This is a genomic window from Listeria immobilis (assembly GCF_014322765.1).
Lineage (GTDB): Bacteria > Bacillota > Bacilli > Lactobacillales > Listeriaceae > Listeria > Listeria immobilis.
In genome coordinates, this window is record NZ_JAASTZ010000002.1 from 111,786 (window position 1) to 129,048 (window position 17,263).

At 36.0% G+C, this 17,263-nt stretch carries 17 protein-coding genes and 1 pseudogene; 6 read left to right on the top strand and 12 right to left on the bottom strand.

What is annotated here, in order from left to right:
• Positions 1–201: 201 nt before the first annotated feature.
• A complete protein-coding gene (locus HCJ50_RS01800) occupies positions 202–1,863 on the top strand; it encodes a DUF262 domain-containing protein (RefSeq protein WP_185395458.1) in 1,662 nt (553 codons plus the stop codon).
• A gap of 237 nt (positions 1,864–2,100) precedes the next feature.
• Here HCJ50_RS01800 and HCJ50_RS01805 read toward each other — a convergent pair whose 3' ends face one another.
• Positions 2,101–2,976, bottom strand: coding sequence for an NgoPII family restriction endonuclease (locus HCJ50_RS01805; RefSeq protein WP_185346037.1), 876 nt, complete (start codon positions 2,974–2,976; stop codon positions 2,101–2,103).
• A 127-nt stretch (positions 2,977–3,103) separates the two neighbouring features.
• Here HCJ50_RS01805 and HCJ50_RS01810 point away from each other — a divergent pair, with 127 nt between their 5' ends.
• Complete coding sequence (locus HCJ50_RS01810; RefSeq protein ID WP_185346035.1) at positions 3,104–4,333, top strand: DNA cytosine methyltransferase; 1,230 nt, start codon at positions 3,104–3,106, stop codon at positions 4,331–4,333.
• A 465-nt stretch (positions 4,334–4,798) separates the two neighbouring features.
• Positions 4,799–5,005 (top strand): annotated as a pseudogene (locus tag HCJ50_RS01815) (ChbG/HpnK family deacetylase); the annotation flags it as partial.
• Between the two features lie 87 nt (positions 5,006–5,092).
• On the opposite strand, the gene HCJ50_RS01820 reads toward HCJ50_RS01815, so the two are convergent.
• A complete protein-coding gene (locus HCJ50_RS01820) occupies positions 5,093–6,508 on the bottom strand; it encodes a glycoside hydrolase family 1 protein (protein WP_185346033.1) in 1,416 nt (471 codons plus the stop codon).
• 258 nt (positions 6,509–6,766) lie between these two features.
• Here HCJ50_RS01820 and HCJ50_RS01825 point away from each other — a divergent pair, with 258 nt between their 5' ends.
• Positions 6,767–7,426 carry a GAP family protein gene (locus HCJ50_RS01825; RefSeq protein ID WP_185346031.1) on the top strand — a complete coding sequence of 220 codons (660 nt, stop codon included), beginning with the start codon at positions 6,767–6,769 and terminating at the stop codon, positions 7,424–7,426.
• Between the two features lie 37 nt (positions 7,427–7,463).
• On the opposite strand, the gene tkt is transcribed toward HCJ50_RS01825, so the two are convergent.
• The 10 genes from tkt to dhaM form a co-directional block, all read right to left on the bottom strand.
• Positions 7,464–9,461, bottom strand: a complete 1,998-nt coding sequence (gene tkt / locus HCJ50_RS01830; protein WP_185346029.1) for a transketolase — start codon at positions 9,459–9,461, stop codon at positions 7,464–7,466.
• A 1-nt stretch (position 9,462) separates the two neighbouring features.
• Positions 9,463–10,119 (bottom strand): fructose-6-phosphate aldolase, encoded by a 657-nt coding sequence (gene fsa / locus HCJ50_RS01835; protein WP_185395459.1) that lies wholly within the window; start codon positions 10,117–10,119, stop codon positions 9,463–9,465.
• A gap of 45 nt (positions 10,120–10,164) precedes the next feature.
• Positions 10,165–10,929, bottom strand: a complete 765-nt coding sequence (locus HCJ50_RS01840; RefSeq protein ID WP_185346025.1) for an SDR family oxidoreductase — start codon at positions 10,927–10,929, stop codon at positions 10,165–10,167.
• A 22-nt stretch (positions 10,930–10,951) separates the two neighbouring features.
• A complete protein-coding gene (gene rpiB / locus HCJ50_RS01845) occupies positions 10,952–11,398 on the bottom strand; it encodes a ribose 5-phosphate isomerase B (RefSeq protein WP_185346023.1) in 447 nt (148 codons plus the stop codon).
• Between the two features lie 6 nt (positions 11,399–11,404).
• Entirely contained in the window at positions 11,405–12,169 is a 765-nt protein-coding gene (locus HCJ50_RS01850) for a triose-phosphate isomerase (RefSeq protein WP_185346021.1), read from the bottom strand.
• Between the two features lie 3 nt (positions 12,170–12,172).
• Positions 12,173–12,823: a dihydroxyacetone kinase subunit DhaL gene (dhaL, locus tag HCJ50_RS01855; protein WP_185346019.1), complete on the bottom strand. Its 651-nt coding sequence runs from the start codon at positions 12,821–12,823 to the stop codon at positions 12,173–12,175.
• Positions 12,824–12,844: 21 nt separating this feature from the next.
• Positions 12,845–13,840 (bottom strand): dihydroxyacetone kinase subunit DhaK2, encoded by a 996-nt coding sequence (gene dhaK2 / locus HCJ50_RS01860; RefSeq protein ID WP_185346017.1) that lies wholly within the window; start codon positions 13,838–13,840, stop codon positions 12,845–12,847.
• A 21-nt stretch (positions 13,841–13,861) separates the two neighbouring features.
• Complete coding sequence (locus tag HCJ50_RS01865; RefSeq protein ID WP_185346015.1) at positions 13,862–14,203, bottom strand: Lin0368 family putative glycerol transporter subunit; 342 nt, start codon at positions 14,201–14,203, stop codon at positions 13,862–13,864.
• A gap of 15 nt (positions 14,204–14,218) precedes the next feature.
• Positions 14,219–14,650, bottom strand: a complete 432-nt coding sequence (locus HCJ50_RS01870) for a Lin0368 family putative glycerol transporter subunit (protein WP_185346014.1) — start codon at positions 14,648–14,650, stop codon at positions 14,219–14,221.
• An 82-nt stretch (positions 14,651–14,732) separates the two neighbouring features.
• The gene (dhaM, locus tag HCJ50_RS01875; RefSeq protein ID WP_185346012.1) at positions 14,733–15,110 is read right to left on the bottom strand and encodes a dihydroxyacetone kinase phosphoryl donor subunit DhaM; all 378 of its coding nucleotides are present in this window, start codon (positions 15,108–15,110) and stop codon (positions 14,733–14,735) included.
• 181 nt (positions 15,111–15,291) lie between these two features.
• On the opposite strand from dhaM, the gene HCJ50_RS01880 reads away from it, so the two are divergent.
• Complete coding sequence (locus HCJ50_RS01880) at positions 15,292–16,056, top strand: DeoR/GlpR family DNA-binding transcription regulator (protein WP_185346010.1); 765 nt, start codon at positions 15,292–15,294, stop codon at positions 16,054–16,056.
• Between the two features lie 325 nt (positions 16,057–16,381).
• Entirely contained in the window at positions 16,382–17,215 is an 834-nt protein-coding gene (gene licT / locus HCJ50_RS01885) for a BglG family transcription antiterminator LicT (protein ID WP_185346008.1), read from the top strand.
• Positions 17,216–17,263: the final 48 nt, after the last annotated feature.

Sequence of the window (17,263 nt, forward strand, 5' to 3'; positions counted from 1 at the left end):
TTGATTTTTTTGTAGGTAGAATTTATTTTATCTCAGAAAATAGCATGTGTACTAGTTATCTCATATAAAAGGATAACTAGCCATATTATTCCTCTTTTTAAAAGAAAATGTAACTAAATATTCACAATTAAAGTAGTTATTTTTTATTATAATAGAGATAGGGAAGATAATAGATAAAATAAAAACATAAGGGATGATATGATGAGCATTATTAACAGTAATTTTAGGAGTTTGGGATCATACATAATGGAAAACGTTTACAAAATACCTAATTATCAAAGGGAGTATTCATGGGAAGAAAGTGAACTAGAAGATTTATGGATGGATCTAAATCAAATTATAAACAAAGAAACAGAAAGTCATTTTTTTGGACAAATTGTTATACATGTGGATAAAAAAGAAAATGATAAACTAATAATTGATGGACAACAACGAACTAGCACAGCTGTTATTTTTTTAGCAGCGATGCGAGATTTATTTACGGAAATAAATAATGAGGGCTGGCCTGATGCGAGATTTGATTCTGATGATATTACTACAAAATTTATTGGAAGATATACTCAAAATAGGGACGAAAGGAAGCTATTTCTTGGTGAAAGTGACAAGGAATTTTTTTCGAGCAGAATACAGTCAGTGTCTTCTGAGCCACACGAATTAAAAAACCTGACTAAATCTCAAAAGAGAATAGATTCAGCGTATATTTATTTTTATAATAAATTAGCGGAATCTATCGAATTGACTGAAACTCTTGAAGGTAAATATACTATTTTAAAAAAATATTTTAGTTATTTTACAGAGAAATGTACAGTAATGTTTGTTGAAACAGATGATGTAAATGAAGCATTTATTATATTCGAAACTCTAAATGCTAGGGGAAGAGATTTAGAAACAGCAGATTTATTGAAAAATCATTTATTTAGAGTAGCTAATAAGAAAATTGACATTGTGAAAGAAGATTGGCAACAAATGTTAGATAATTTGGGTAAAATTGACACTACCAAATATATAAGACACTTTTGGAATTCACAAAACTTGTTTATTAGAGAAAAAGACTTGTACAAAGTAATTAGAAAAAAAGTAACAACAACACTTGAAGCAACAAATTTTATGAAAGATCTATTAAGACTATCTGAAGTGTATAGTGGCATGGTGAATCCAACAGAAGATAATTTTTTCGACGCTAATATTCAACAAGTGTTAGAAAATATAAAAATACTAGGTGCTAAATCATTCTACCCCATTATATTAGCTATGGTGAAAAAAAACTTTGATTCAAAGGAAATTTGTGAAGTTCTTACTGGTGTGGAAGTGTTGATAGTTAGGAATTTTGTTGTATCAGGATTGGTAGCTAATAAATATGAAACAGAATTTTCAAAAATAGCATTCAGAATTTATCAAGAAGACATTAGTGAAGTTGAAGAAATTATGAATTTATTAGGTAAGAACACTGTAACAGACAATGATTTTATACATAACTTTTCTAATTTTGAAATAAAAAATAAGCCTAGTATAAGATATATTTTGAAAAAAATTAATGACAGTTATTCTAAGGAAGTAGCTGTCTTAAATGATAATAACAAAATTCATATTGAACATATAATGCCAGTAAAAGCAAATGACTGGGATATTCTTAAAGAAGATCATGGAGAATATTTGTGGAAATTAGGAAATCTTACTTTACTTGGTGGGGAGTATAATAAAAAATCTACCAATAAAGTATTTAATGAGAAAAAAGGAGTCTATGAATTTTCACAAGTTCAGTTGACGAAAGAGTTGTTAGAATATGAAGAATGGACCATAGAGACAATTCAAGAACGGCAAAAAAACTTAGCTGAGGTTGCGGTTAATATTTGGAAGGTGTAATGAGTTTATGTTTAGCTGAATTTTTGAAGGGGGTTAAAACAATTGTTATCTATATAAAATTAATTATAGTATGATTTTATATATTGGTCAAAATTTATTTAGGCTAAATTTAAACTTTTGCAGTTCTTATCTCCAAAATCAGAAAGCCATTTTATTTGAATATTGTTGTAATTTTATATGAAAAATAAATATAGAGCCAAATAGAGTAGTTATCTTTTATTGGCTCTATATTTTATTTCAATCAGTAAATGCTTCAAATAAATATGCAGAAATCTCTTCTTCTAAGTTATTTGGATTTGGAATTAATATTTTCTGGATCTGCAATCTATTTTCTTCAATATAACGAGATAAGTCTGGTTTTTCTGAAAGATTTTCATACTCATTCTCTGTGATAATCAAATTTATTTTAGTAGCATTTTCTGGTATTTTATGCATTTGTAAATATTTTTGAAAAACCACTTCTGGATGTGATAATTCCCACATTCCACGTAATCTTAAATTTGAAATACCAAGTGGATCTACTTTTTTTATTCGACCAAACTCTTTAGTATCAACAAATATAGCATCTGGAAGGTCTACCACGGCTTCTTTAACACTTTCTTTTAAATCTAAATATATTGATTCGCTTGCAATAAAAGTATTTCCATATGCTAGCCATAATCTAAAAAGCTTGTCATCTTTTTTATTCAAATTGCCTATTACATATACAACTTCTTTTTTTTCCCACTGTGATTCTGTAATTAGTTCTTTAATGGGAAGGTTTTGAGTATCAGGATAGATATATGCTTTCGGAAATGAACTATTAAGTGCTAAATTACCAGTACCAACACCATTCATTTTTTTGGGTTCAACTCCCACACCTTCTTTAATAATAAAGTCAGGGAAGTTAGAGCTGTTTCCTTTCCAACTTAAATATTTGTCATAGTATTTTTCTTTATCAACTTCATGTTGATATGCAGATGCTCCGGTACAAAACATATCTTTCACAAAAAATTCTAATGAATCGCCTGCTGCGTTTGCAGTGCCATTACTTCTGAAAATTGGTGTTAACCTACAAGAATTTCTGTCTAATATATTATTTAAAGCAATTAATACATTTGAATATTCGCTCATTTAATATCACCATAGCCTTTTATTTAGTAAATAACTTTCTATATTATCTCATGAAATAATGTACTGGCCAATACAAAAAAAATATGTTATGATTAGATATTATATTTACTAGATAGGAGATTGAAATTTGAAAGATATGATTACTGAATCCAAATTCACTTCATCTTCAACATTATCAACACAAGAAATAAAAAAAGTACTTCTTTCAAAGATTGAAGATGAAAATAAAAAAATAAAAAACCTCTCTGTCCCTGAAATTAATTATTCAGATCTTAATTATGATAATAAAAAAGTTAATGTAGTCAGCCTTTTTTCAGGTGCAGGTGGACTGGACTTGGGACTAGAGCTAGCTGGCGTATATGCAAGAAAAGATAGAAAAGAACAGCCTTTAGAACTTTTGAATAATTATCGCCGATACAAAGAAATTAGAAAAGAAAGTTTGTTTAATATTGTTTATTCAAACGATATGTTTAAAGAAGCTAATGAGACATATTTAGCCAACTTTCAAAGTAATATTTTAAAACAAGAATTAGATATTCGAAAAATACCTAATTTTCCTAAATGTGATTTAATGATTGGTGGGTTTCCGTGTCCTGGTTTTTCAGCAGCAGGTCCCAGATTAATTGACGATGAAAGAAATTTCTTATATATCCACTTTATTCGTGCGCTTGTGCAAAGTCAGCCTGAATTTTTTGTGGCAGAAAATGTTAAGGGGCTAATAACTTTAGCTAAAGGAGAAGTTTTTAATCAGGTTATTCAAGACTTCTCCTCAGCGGGGTACAAAGTAAAAGCATTTCTTGTTAATTCAAGAGATTATGGTGTTCCGCAGCTAAGAGAGCGTGTTTTTTTAATTGGCACGCATGAAACCAAGCAACCTGATTTTGAGTATCATCTTCCTGCTCCAACAAATGGTACAGAAAAAGGAATGTCACCGTTCGTAACTTTAAGAGATTCTATTTTTGATTTATTAGATAATCCAGGAGATTCTTATGAAGGAAGCTTTTCTTCAATGTATTTATCAAGAAATAGAAAAAAGACATGGGAGGATCAAAGTTTTACTATTCAAGCTTCTGGACGACAAGCTCCCTTACATCCATCTGGTAAGCCAATGGAAAAACTTGATAAAGATATTTGGCAATTAGTAGGTGATACAAATAGAAGATTATCAGTGAAGGAAGTAGCTAGAATTCAAACTTTTCCAGATTGGTTTGAGTTTTCAGCAGGAAGAAATATTAAAGTTTCAAAAAATCATAGATTAAATCAACAGTATAAACAAATTGGAAACGCAGTTCCCGTTAAGCTAGCATTTGAAATGTTGCTCCCTATTGCTAATTATATGAATGAACAAAAGAAATAGACATTGTACTAGTAATGTGTTTTTTATCAAAGAAACTAACTCACTAACATGAAATAAAAAGCATCAATTGTTAAACTCGAGTGAAGTGAATTTAACAAGAGGTGCTTTTTGCAAGATAATGAGAATAAAGTATCTAAATGAAGCGAAAAATAGCTGCGATTACCTCAATCATAGTTCGGTTCTAAGAAAATCAATGCCACTTTTTATCACACAAGTATGTTTATAGTTAGTTTTCATGCTTATTTTTGATAATGCAAAGTGATCAAGTGTGAGGAGCGGGAAATGGTCATTTGAGTAGAATGTTTTCAATATAGTATATTTCTAGAAAATTTTCACTTGATGAATGTGCCGATCTATCATTTGGGGCTAATAATATTGATAAAACTAATCTAATTGTCTGAAATAAATTAGTTTAAATATTGAAATTAAAAGGAGACCACCCATGGCAAACTAATCATCGACGCCGACGATTTTGGCTTACTCAAAATGGCGCCAGACGAAATTGCTGAAATGCATTTTGATGTAGGTTTTCTCGATCAATTTGTACTTGATAATTCTTCTTATACCTTAATGCGATGTCGTGAACTGGCGACAATTTGCGACGTTCGAGTGCGAGACTGGCTTGAAAAAAATGGTTGTCAGTTGATTTCATTTGCGGATCTTGTGAAATAAATCAAGTTGACTGTGATAATATCAGCGAGCTCTATATAAAAAAATGAGGTTGGCCAATTAAATCGGCCAACCTCGGTTTTTATTCTATTACAAATCTTCCCCATTATTCGCAATCACATTTTTGTACCAATCAAAGCTCTTCTTCTTATAGCGATTAAGCGAGCCACTACCATCATTATTACGATCCACATAAATAAAACCATAACGTTTCTTCATTTCAGCAGTAGAAGCACTAACTAGGTCAATACAACCCCAAGAAGTGTAACCCATTAACTCAACGCCGTCTTTAATCGCTTCTTTCACTTGCGATAAGTGGGAGCTCAAATAATCAATCCGGTAATCGTCATTAACTGTAGGGTTTCCGTCAGCATCTTCTTCTAATTTATCAATAGCACCAAGACCGTTTTCAACGATGAAAAGTGGTTTTTGGTATCTATCCCAGAAGTCGTTTAGAACAACACGTAGCCCTTTAGGATCGATTTGCCAACCCCATTCGGATGCTTCTAGGTAAGGGTTTTGTACGCCGCCTAGGATGTTTCCTGCGCCTTCTTTACGTTTTGACTCATCGGCTGTTTCGGTTGTGCTCATATAGTAGCTGAAAGAGATGAAGTCAACGGTGTTTTTAAGAATTTCTAAGTCTTCTGCAGTAACATCTAATTCGATATTGTTTTCAGCGAAGTAGCGTTTCATATAGCCGGGATAAGTTCCACGGACATGCACATCAGAGAAGAAATAGTTTTTGCGTTCTGCTTCCATTACAGCAATGATGTCATCAGGATTGGAAGTAAGTGGGTATGTTGGCATTGCAAGAACCATACAACCGATTTTTGCTTCTGGCATGATTTCGTGACCGATTTTTGTTGCTAATGCGCTCGCCACAAGTTCATGATGAACAGCTTGATATAAGTCTTTTTGGGACAATTTATCTGGACTTGTGGAAATTCCGCCACTCATGAATGGTGCATGTAAAATGGAGTTAATTTCATTAAAAGTTAACCAGTATTTCACTTTTCCTTTATAGCGATTAAAAACAGTTCGAACATAGTTTTCGTAGAAGTTGATCATTTTGCGATTAACCCAGCCGTCATATGTTTTTGATAGGTGAAGTGGTGTTTCATAGTGAGATAGGGTAATAAGCGGTTCAATATTATGCGCTAATAATTCATCAAATAAATCATCATAAAATTGCAGTCCTGCTTCGTTTGGTTCTGTTTCGTCTCCATTTGGGAAGATACGAGACCAAGCGATAGAGGTGCGGAAAACCTTAAAGCCCATTTCTGCAAAAAGTTTTACATCGTCTTTATAACGGTGATAGAAATCGATTCCTTCTAATTTTAAGTTATCTGGGGTTGGACCATCAGTAATAGCGCCAAATCCGCCTTTTGGAGTAACATCTTGAACGGTAAGTCCTTTCCCATCAACATTGTATGCGCCTTCAAATTGGTTTGCTGCAGCTGCACCACCCCATAAAAAATCGGCCGGAAATCCAGTGTTTGTTTTCATGTTAAAATCTCCTTTTCTTCGTTTTAAAGTATTTATTAAAAAAACCAAATACTTTTCTAAATACATGCGAAAACATGCTACTTAGAAAAATATTTGGTTATGCCCAGTTTTTGCCGGTAACATTCCTATTTATATTATAAAATATATCAAATGTGTTGTTATTAGTCAATAAAAAGGGTAATGCTATTTTAGTTTTGGAAATAAAGGGTATAAGGTAATGGTTAGATAGAAATAACTAGCTAAAAAAGGAGGAACATGATGGATTCAGCAGTATCAGCAATTTTATCACCTGCCGTGGGGATTTTAATTAGCCCATTTCCAATTGTCGGACTTATTTTGATTTTACTTAGTAACAAGGCTCGCATTAATAGTATTTTTTATACGTTAGGTTGGATTATCGGTAATATTGTTATTTTCTTTATTGGATTATTTGTAATGGGTTCAGCTGTAAACACGTCAGGGGATCAGTCCATGTTAGTAAAAATAGTTCTTATTGTATTGGGCGTTCTGTTGATTTTACTAGGAGCGCATGATTTCACAAAACGACCTAAAAAAGGGGAGAAAGCGGATACCCCGAAATGGTTTGCTAAAATGAACAATATTAAGCCAGGTGGAGCAATGATTTTTGCTTTCTTACTATCAGCGGTAAATCCTAAAAATATGTTGCTTTCACTTACTGCAGGAGTTAGTGTTGGGGCACTTAATTTGATCGGAGGACAAGAAACGATGGCAATAATTTTATTTGGTATTATTGCTTGTTGTTCTATCTATATCCCAACTATTGCCTTTTTAATAGCAGGAGATCGACTTAATAATGTATTAGATAGCACGCGCAAATGGCTGATTCAAAATAATTCGCTTATTATGGCATTATTGTTTTTATTTATTGGACTTAGCGTAATCAGTAAAGCACTTTAATAAAAAGGCCTGAGATAACAAGTCTCAAGCCTTTTTTCTATAATTGTTGTAATGCAAGTTTGGTTAAGTTATCTATGGTGAATCCAAAGTGTGCTGCTAATTCATCACCAGATCCAGACATTCCAAACGAGTCAATTGCTAACATTTTTCCTGAATCGCCAAGGTATTTGTGCCACCCATAAGAAGCGCCCATTTCAGCAGCAAAACGTGTTTTAACTGCTTTGGGTAAAATGGATTCTTTGTATTCTGGGCTTTGTTTTTCAAATAGGTCGAAGCTGGGCATACTGACTACACGTGCGCCGTAGCCTTGTTTTGCTAATTTTTCTCTAACGGCTGTCATTAAATGGACTTCTGATCCAGAAGCTAGCAAGAGAATATCTAATTGATCAAGCGGAGAGTCAGCCAAAATATAGGCACCTTTTGCTAGACCAGTTTTAGCTTTTTCTGCGCTACCTGGAAGGATTGGTAAGTTTTGCCGGCTTAACACGAGCATGGTTGGTTGTATTTTCTGGTTAAAAGTATAACGATAGGCTTCGACAGTTTCGTTACCATCTGCCGGTCGAATGACAGTTAGACCAGGCATTGCACGGAAGGAAGCTAAATGCTCGATTGGCTCGTGTGTAGGGCCGTCTTCTCCAACAGCAATGGAGTCATGCGTCATAATGAATGTAGACGGAATACCCATTAGCGCTGCCGAACGAATGGCGGAACGAAGATAATCAGAGAAAACGAAGAAAGTAGCACCAAATGCTTGAACGCCACCGTGAAGGGTCATACCGTTGACAGCGGCTCCCATGGCAAATTCGCGGACGCCAAATGAGATGTTTTTACCAGCATAGTTCTCAGGAGCAAACCTATCACTTGCTTTTAAATTCGTTTTATTGGAAGAGGCTAAATCAGCTGCCCCACCGAATAAGTTGGGTAGTTTTTTCTCAAGTTCCTGCAAGACGATACCAGAAACTTCCCGTGTTGCAATAGCCGGGTTGTCTTTTTCGTGAAAAACTGGCAACTCCAAGTCCCAATCATTTGTCAAATTACCATCCATTAGTTGTTGCAGGCTTTCGGCAAGTTCTGGATATTTTTGTTTGTAGGCATTAAAAGTTCGAAGCCAGTTGCTTTCACTTGCACGACCTTTAGAATGATAAAATTCTTTTTGGTTTTCTACCGTTTTTGGTAGCTCAAAAGGAGGCATTTGCCAGTCATAGGCTGCTTTTGCTAGTTTAAGCTCTTTTTCGCCAAGTGGGGATCCGTGTGCGGCTGATTTACCAGCTTTTCCGGGACTACCATAGCCGATGACGGTTTTTACTTCAATTAAAGTGGGGCGAGATTTTTCCGTTTTAGCTAGGTGGATAGCGGCATCGAGTGCATCCAAGTCATTCCCATCATCAACACGTAGCGTTTGCCAACCTGCAGAACGGAATCGCAATTCTATATCCTCGGAAAAAGATTCGTTTAAATCCCCATCAAGTGAAATATCATTGGAATCGTATAAGACAACCAGTTTTCCTAGTTTTAAATGACCGGCAAGAGAAGCTGCTTCATAAGAAATACCCTCCATTAAACAGCCGTCGCCACAAAGGACATACGTATGATGGTCGATGACAGGGAATTCTGGTTGATTGAATTTGGCTCCAAGATGAGCTTCGGCCATTGCCATTCCAACACCCATTGCGAATCCTTGACCGAGTGGGCCAGTCGTTGCATCTACTCCAACTGTATGACCGAACTCAGGATGTCCAGGGGTTTTACTACCAGTTTGGCGGAATTTTTTTAGTTCGGATATTGGTAAATCGTAACCAAATAGATGGAGCAAACTATAAAGCATTGCTGAGCCGTGTCCTGCCGAAAGTACGAAACGATCACGGTTAAACCAAGTTGGATGTTCTGGATTGAACTTGAGATGGTTTTTCCAAAGAGCGAATGCCATTGGTGCGGCTCCCATTGGTAAGCCAGGATGTCCAGAGTTTGCTTTTTCAATCATATCCATTGATAAAACGCGAATGGAATTTACCATTTGTTCATCAATTCTACTCATATTAATTGCCTTCTTTCTGACTGAAGGCTTCCCAATCTTTTAAAAATCCTTCGATGCCTTTGTCAGTCAAGGGATGGGACCAAAGTTTTGGAAATAGGCTGCCAGGAATTGTTGCGATATGCGCTCCAGCTTCAGCGGCTTCCTCGAGATGACCAATATGACGAATACTAGCGGAGATGATTTCTGCTTTAAGTCCGTAGTTATCTAGAACGGTTTTGAGATTTTTGATTAAGAGAATGCCGTCTGTACCAATATCGTCAAGTCTGCCTAAGAAGGGGCTAACATATGTTGCTCCGGCTTTTGCTGCCATCAGCCCTTGGGAAACGGTGAAAATAAGCGTAACATTTGTTTTTATTCCTTCTGCTGCAAGTGTATGGACTGCTTTTAAACCTGATTCTGTCATAGGTATTTTTACAACTACATTTGGTGCCCATTTTGCTAGGATTCGTGCTTCTTCAATCATTTTATCTGCTTCTAAACCGATGACTTCTGCGCTAACAGGACCTTCTACGATAGAACAGATTTCTTTGATTACTTCTTCAAATGGACGTCCTTCTTTGGCAATAATTGTTGGGTTTGCAGTGACCCCATCCACTAAACCTAGTTCGCTAATTCGTTTGATTTCGGTAACGCTTGCCGTGTCTAAGAAAAATTTCATTACTACTCGCTCCATTCTCTCAGCTGGAATTTAATGCTGAATTGATTATTTAATCGTGTATCCGCCGTCGATTATTAGATTTTCGCCAGTAATTAGGCTTGCAGCATCACTGACTAAAAATAGTGCGCAGACCGCCACTTCTTCTGGATAACCAAATCTACCAGCGGGAATTAATTTTTTCATATCTTCACCGACTTGACCGGCCCATGCTTTTTTGCCGAGTTCTGTTAAAATAACAGTTGGTGAAATGGCATTAACGTTAATATTGTAAGGAGCCCATTCCATTGCTAGTACTTGTGTCATAGAAACAATAGCTGCTTTGCTAGCGCAGTATGCAACATGTTTATCAAGGGCGATGACAGATGCTTGAGATGCCATATTAACGATTTTTCCGCCACCAGTTGCTATCATTTCACGACCGATAATTTGCGCCATGAGGAAGGAGCCTTTTAAGTTAAGCTCCATGGTTTTATCCCAATATTCTTCTGGTAAATCTTCTGCTTTTTCAAGAAGTGCGACACCTGCTGAGTTTGCTAATATATCAATTTTGGGGTAGACTTTTTTTATTTCAGCGACGGCATTTTCGATATTTTCTTTTTTAGTGATATCGACTTGAAGTGCGAGCGTTCTTGATGGATTGATTTTTGCTGCGACATCTTTTACATCTTCCTTAATATCAAGCAAAACAACATAAGCACCTTTTTCGGAAAAAAGTTCTGCCATTGCTTTCCCAATCCCGCTTGCTGCACCTGTTACAACTGCTACTTTATCTGTAATATTAAAATCTTTATCAAAACCCTTAAAAGTCATTTTCATTACCTCCAATAAATTTTTATCTATTTTTCTGGTCGATTTCTTCCATTAAATCTACTTTTGCTTGTGAACGACCACCTGAAAAGTCACTATCAAGCCATGTGTCTAAAAGCGAGACGGCAAGAGATGGTCCGATGACGAGTGCCCCCATAGTCATAATATGTGCGTCATTACTCTTTCTCGCCCGCTCTGCTGAGTAGGAGTCATGAATTTGTGCAGCTCTTATTCCGTGGATTTTGTTAGCAGTAATCGCCATTCCAATACCTGTGCCACAAATCAGGATTCCACGATCATACCCATTATTTTTAACTTCTAATGCTACTTTTTCGGCGATGCTAGGGTAAAGTACTTTTTCATTTTCAAAGCTACCGAAATCCGTGCATTCAATATTTTTCTCCTGTAAACGTGCGATGAGAACTTGTTTTAGTTCAAATCCCATTTCATCACAACCGATTGCGATTTTCATGCTAAATCATCCTTTCATTTGGCTAACGATAGCAACAATGTCGGCAAAATTTTGTGGTTTGTGACCAAATCTTCCAACAAATAAGCCATCTACGTTTTTTTGACGAACAATTTCTGCGGCATTTTCTTTGCTAACAGAGCCGCCATAAATAATTCTTACAAGTGAATCGTTGCCACCAATTTCACGAATGATGTCTCGTAAAGTTTGGTGCGCATTTTCGATATAAGTTGTATCCGCAGAAACAGCTTTGCCGATTGCCCATTCTGGTTCGTACGCTAAAACAACATTTTGCCACTCAGATAAAGCAATTTCTCTAAATAAAGCATTGATTTGTGGTTGGAGTGCTGCTTTTAAATCAAGTCTGTTTGTTGCTTGAATTTGCTCCCCAATACAAACGACAGGAGTAACCTTCGCGTCTAGTGCTAGCTTGATTTTCTTTGCGATTTGGTTTTGCTCTTCATGGAAAATATTTTTTCGTTCGGCATGACCAATCTCTACATAATTTGCTTTTAAATCAATTATCGATTCTACTGAAAACTCCCCAGTAAGGGGGCCGGATCTCTCCGGCGCCATATTTTGTGGACCAAAACCAAATGAGCGATTTGCTAAAATAGTGGCAGTTGTTTCTAATGTGCCCATCGAAGGAAAAATGAACGTATCCACATTAGAAAAATTTTCAAGTAGGGGGATAGTTGATTCTAACCATTCAGCTGTTTCTTTTCGCGTGTTAATATAATTTTTCATATTAATACCAACTAAAGGTTTACGCATAAGTTAGACCGCCTTTTTTAAATTTTCTAAAATAACATTCATTAGCATCCAAGACGACTCCGAGCCAGGATCAAGGTGACCAATCGCTCGTTCACCAAGTCTTAAGGCGCGTCCTTTTTTAGCGATAAGCGGAATAGTGGACTGAGCGCCAGCGTGCATAGCATCAACAAACGCGGTAAAAGTAACTACAGGATCTGCATCTACAGCCCGGTTTTTTAGAACTTCTACCCCTGGCAAAAAAGCATCCATCATGGTTTTATTACCAAGTTCTGCTTTTCCGCGATGTTGAACTGCCGCTGCTCCGTTAATAATCATGCCGCAAAGATCATCAAAGCTAATTTCCGTTTTTCCTGCTACATCCGCACCACATTTCATAAAAAAGCTACCATAGAGCGGACCAGATGCACCGCCAACTTTACCTAATAAAATCATTCCGGATTTTTTGAGTAAAGTTGCAACATCAGGGGATACTGCTAGCAATTCGTCTAATTGTTTATTTAATTCACGGAAACCGATGCTTAAATTGATACCATGATCACCATCACCAATATCTGAATCTAGCTCGGTTAAATAATCGCGTTCTTTTTCAATTAGCGCTCCCATATCTTGTAAAACTTGGCCGAAAAAAGCACTATCCATAACTAATTCGCTCATTTTTATTCCTCCAGTAGTAATTTAGTCCAATTTGAAGTATGGTGTGTCGCAAGGGGTGTCTAGTAATTCTTTTAGTTCATCGTCTAAACGAACAAGGGTAATCGACATCCCAATCATATCCATCGAAGTTGCATAGTTCCCGACAAGTGGATGATGAATTTGAACACCTTTTTCTTTCAAAATTTCATCGACACGGCGATAACAAATATATTGGTCCATTACTGGTAAACCGCCGAGTCCATTAATTAAGACATGTACTTCTTCATCAGCTTTAAGTTTCATCTCTTCTAATAAAAATCCCATAATCTGGTCAACTACTTTATCTGCTGGTTCAACGGAAGAACGTTTTATTCCAGGCTCCCCATGAATTCCCATACCAACTTCCATTTCGCCTTCATGCATTTCAAAAATTGCTTTACCGGTTACAGGAAGTGTAGAAGAGGATAATGCGACTCCCATCGAATAAGTATTTGCATTTGCTTTTTCGGCTGCTTGTTTTACAGCGTCTAGGTCAAGTCCTTTTGCTGCTGCTGATGCCGCTGCTTTAAAGACGATTAAGTCACCAGCTACACCGCGCCGATCTTCCACTTTTTCTGCGGAATAAATATCGTCAGTTACAAGGACGGTTTCTACGCGTATTCCGTCATCTGCCGCCAGTTCTGCACCCATATCGAAGTTCATCACATCGCCAGCATAATTTCCGTACATATAGAGACAGCCTTTGCCGCTATCAACAGCTTTTACTGCATTGTAGCAAGGTTCGGGGGAGGGAGAAGTATTGATATTACCTACAACAGCAGCATCAGCAAAATCTTTCCCAACATAACCTAAGAAAAGTGGTTCGTGTCCAGAGCCGCCACCAACAATGATACGTACCCGTGGTTCCTCGCTTATTTGTTTGCTTACAATAACGCGTTTGTCATTTTCGGCAAAATCAACATATTTTCCTTGTGCCGCCACATATCCAGCCAACATTTCTTCTACTGCTTCATAGCCATCGTTCACTAAACGTCTCATTTTTGTTCCTCCTCAAAATTTTTATAAGAATAAGGATAATAAAAATCCGCCAATAGTTCCACCAACAAGTGCTGCCGCCAGATTTACCACTGATTTAGAAAATTTTCCGCCTGTTAAAAGGGAGGCAGTGAATACACCAATTCCGGCTGCAACTGCCATATCTACCCAAACTGTACCAGATTGATAGATCATTGATTTTGGGATACCGTGATTAATAGTCCAAACTGTTCCAACGATAAATGCTGCTGCCATCCAACCTCCGATAGCTCCCCATTCATCAACCATTTTCCCCCACATCATTCGAATAGCAAAAGGGAATAAAAAGCCACCTGCAATCGTTGCTAATGCAATACTTATGCTCATTATTTACACTCCTTTTTAGACTAATTGATTTTTGTTTAAGCGTTCTTCTTCTTGAATATTTGTGCCAGGTTCTGTTTTTTCTTGTTTTGCTTCCTTTTTCTTTGCCATATCTTTTTCAATAATTGCTGAAACAATTCCCGCAAGTACTGCGCCAATTGCTACAAGACCAATTGTTGGTAGCGAAGTAACAAGCTCGCTGCCACCTTGAATAAAGACGTCACGCATAATTCCACAAATCCCAATTCCAACAGCCATGTCGACAAACGCAGCATCTTCATCGTTTTCAATTAAACCAACATAGTGATTCATAAACCACATTGGACCAATAATGATAAATGCTGCTAGATAACCTCCGAAAATACCATAGTCAGTGGCAAGGGGAGTCCAAACACTCATAACAAGCATGCCTGCAATACAATAACCAATTGTTCCTCTAAAGAATTTCATAATAAACTCCTTTCAAACATAGTATTGTCATGTGAAATTAAATTTACAATATTGCCAATTATTAAGTTGCGTTTTATTACGTTTAATGTGTATTTGTAAGTTCCTGTAAAATAGCTTCTTTGGATGGATTAACGAGAGATTGAACAGCGGCAGTAAAAGCGCCTTCAACTAGTGGGGCATCAATAATAGTAGTTTTTTCGAGAAGGTCGGGGTCTAATAATTCTAGTGATGTTTCGGCACTTAAGATAGCGCTTCCAATATCGCAAAAAATATAAATATGTTCTGAATGAGTGCAAGCGGAAATATTATCTGCTATCATAAGTGCGTTTGTACCAAGACGTCCATCACCAGTTCCCCCTGAAGATATAACATGTACCGTATCGCCAACCATTTCAACAATCATTTCTTGTAGTCCTTCTGTGATTTTCTGGCTATGGGATACTAAAATAATACTTATCATCGCGTTGCTCCTTTCTGTTTTTAGTTGTGTTTGTTTGTTATTTAAATCCTAACATAATTGTGTTTTGCTGTAAAGTATTATTATTTGTTGTGCTTTTGAGAATAAATTTGTGTTTTGTTATTTTTTTAGGTAATATGTATATACATAAAGAAATCATTTATAGTCAAAGGAGGGCGAGCAGATGTTTCCATTTGAAAGACAAAATAAAATAATTCATCTACTAGACCAAAATAACAAAATAACTGTACCAGAATTAAGTCGTATCTTGGATGTCTCTATTAGCACCATCCGAAATGATTTATCTGCATTAGAAGAAAGCGGGATGATAAAAAAAGTGCACGGGGGTGCGGTACTTTTAAAAAGCGAAGAAAAATTTACTAATTTTAACGATCGAATTATTCGTAATATAGAAGAAAAAGAAGCAATTGCGAAGGAAGCGGTGACTTTAGTAAAAAACAACCAAACAATTATTCTGGATGCTAGTTCGACTGCACTTGCGCTTGCAAAAGAATTACATGGCTTCACCAGACTCACTGTAATTACAAGCGGGCTTTATACAGCAATTGAGTTAAAAGATAATCCAAATATTAGCGTTATTTTAACTGGTGGTATTGTTACTACAAATTCTTTTACACTTGAAGGAATTCTTGGTTCTAATTTAATTGAAAATATTCATGCGGATATATGTTTTATGTCAGCAAAAGGCTTTACTATGGAAGAAGGTTTAACAGATTTCAACATTTATGAAACTGAATTAAAGCGACTTCTAGCTAAGCGAACCAATAAACTCGTGGCATTGTTGGATCATACCAAAATGGGAGTTATTTCCACTGCGAGTATCACGGCGGCGGAAAATATTAATTTATTGATTACGGATAACAAAATAAATCGTACATTATACAAACAATTTCAAGATGGCGGATTGCCCGTGAAAATTGCAGAGTGAAGATTTAATAAGAGGCAATACTTGTTTTTTGATACACCCATACCAAATTGTTACCAGCGCCAAAAGGAAAAACATTTACCATTAAACTTAGAATGTACTTACAAAAAAGAAGTAGTAGATGTAACATAGTTTGTTCCAGCAATTCAGAAACTATAAAAGCAAAAAATAAAATAAAAACCATCTATTGACAGCGATTTCAATTGATGATAGTATGTGTTTGTGGCTTGTTACCGGTAATGCGGGCAATACCTAATAAGTAAGAGTGCGCTCTGCTTTTGGGTATTGCCCTTTTTTGTTCAAGTCCAAAATGATGGTGGTGATAAATTTGAAAATTGAGAGGATATTTAATAATAATATTGTCAGTGCGAGGGGCGAGGATGCGCATGAGTTATTGATTTTAGGCAAAGGTCTTGGATTTAAGTCTAAAGTTGGTGATGAAATTAATGAATCGCTCGTCGAAAAAATATTTCAATTGCAGGATGAGGCCGTAAGCAATAAATTCAAAATGATTATTGACGAAATTCCGCTTGCTATTATTGAAATCACGGATGATGTTGTCCAATTAGCGAAACAAAATATCTCGAAAACAATAAGTGACGTCATTTATATTTCTCTTTCTGATCATCTTTATTTTACTACACAACGTATGGAACAGAATTTAGTCATTCAAAATCCTTTATCTTGGGAAGTGAAGCGCTACTACCCAGAGGAATATGCTGTGGCAAAAGAAGCAGCAAAGATAGTCGAGAAACGCTTAGGATTAGATTTACCTGACGAGGAAATTTCTAATATTGCGCTCCACTTTGTTAATGCGGAAATTAATAACAGCATGAATGACGTAACCCATATTATGCAGTTGCTTCAAGAAATCATGAATATTATTAAATACCATTTTGTCATTGAATTTGATGAAGATAGCACTAGTTACTTCCGGTTTATGACGCATCTGAAATTTTTCTGCCAGCGAGTGATTACTGGCGAGGCAATGGATGAGACGGAAGACTATTTATATCAAGTAATGTATAAAAATTTGCCAGATATATTCGCGTGTATTGATAAAATTGCCGTATTTCTGGAAAATAACTATTCATTTAAAATGAGTCATTCAGAACAACTATATCTCGGAATTCATTTGGACCGAGTATTAAATAGAAAATAATAGGCTTGTTACTGATTTTTATATCAGGCAATACCTGAACAGACTGCT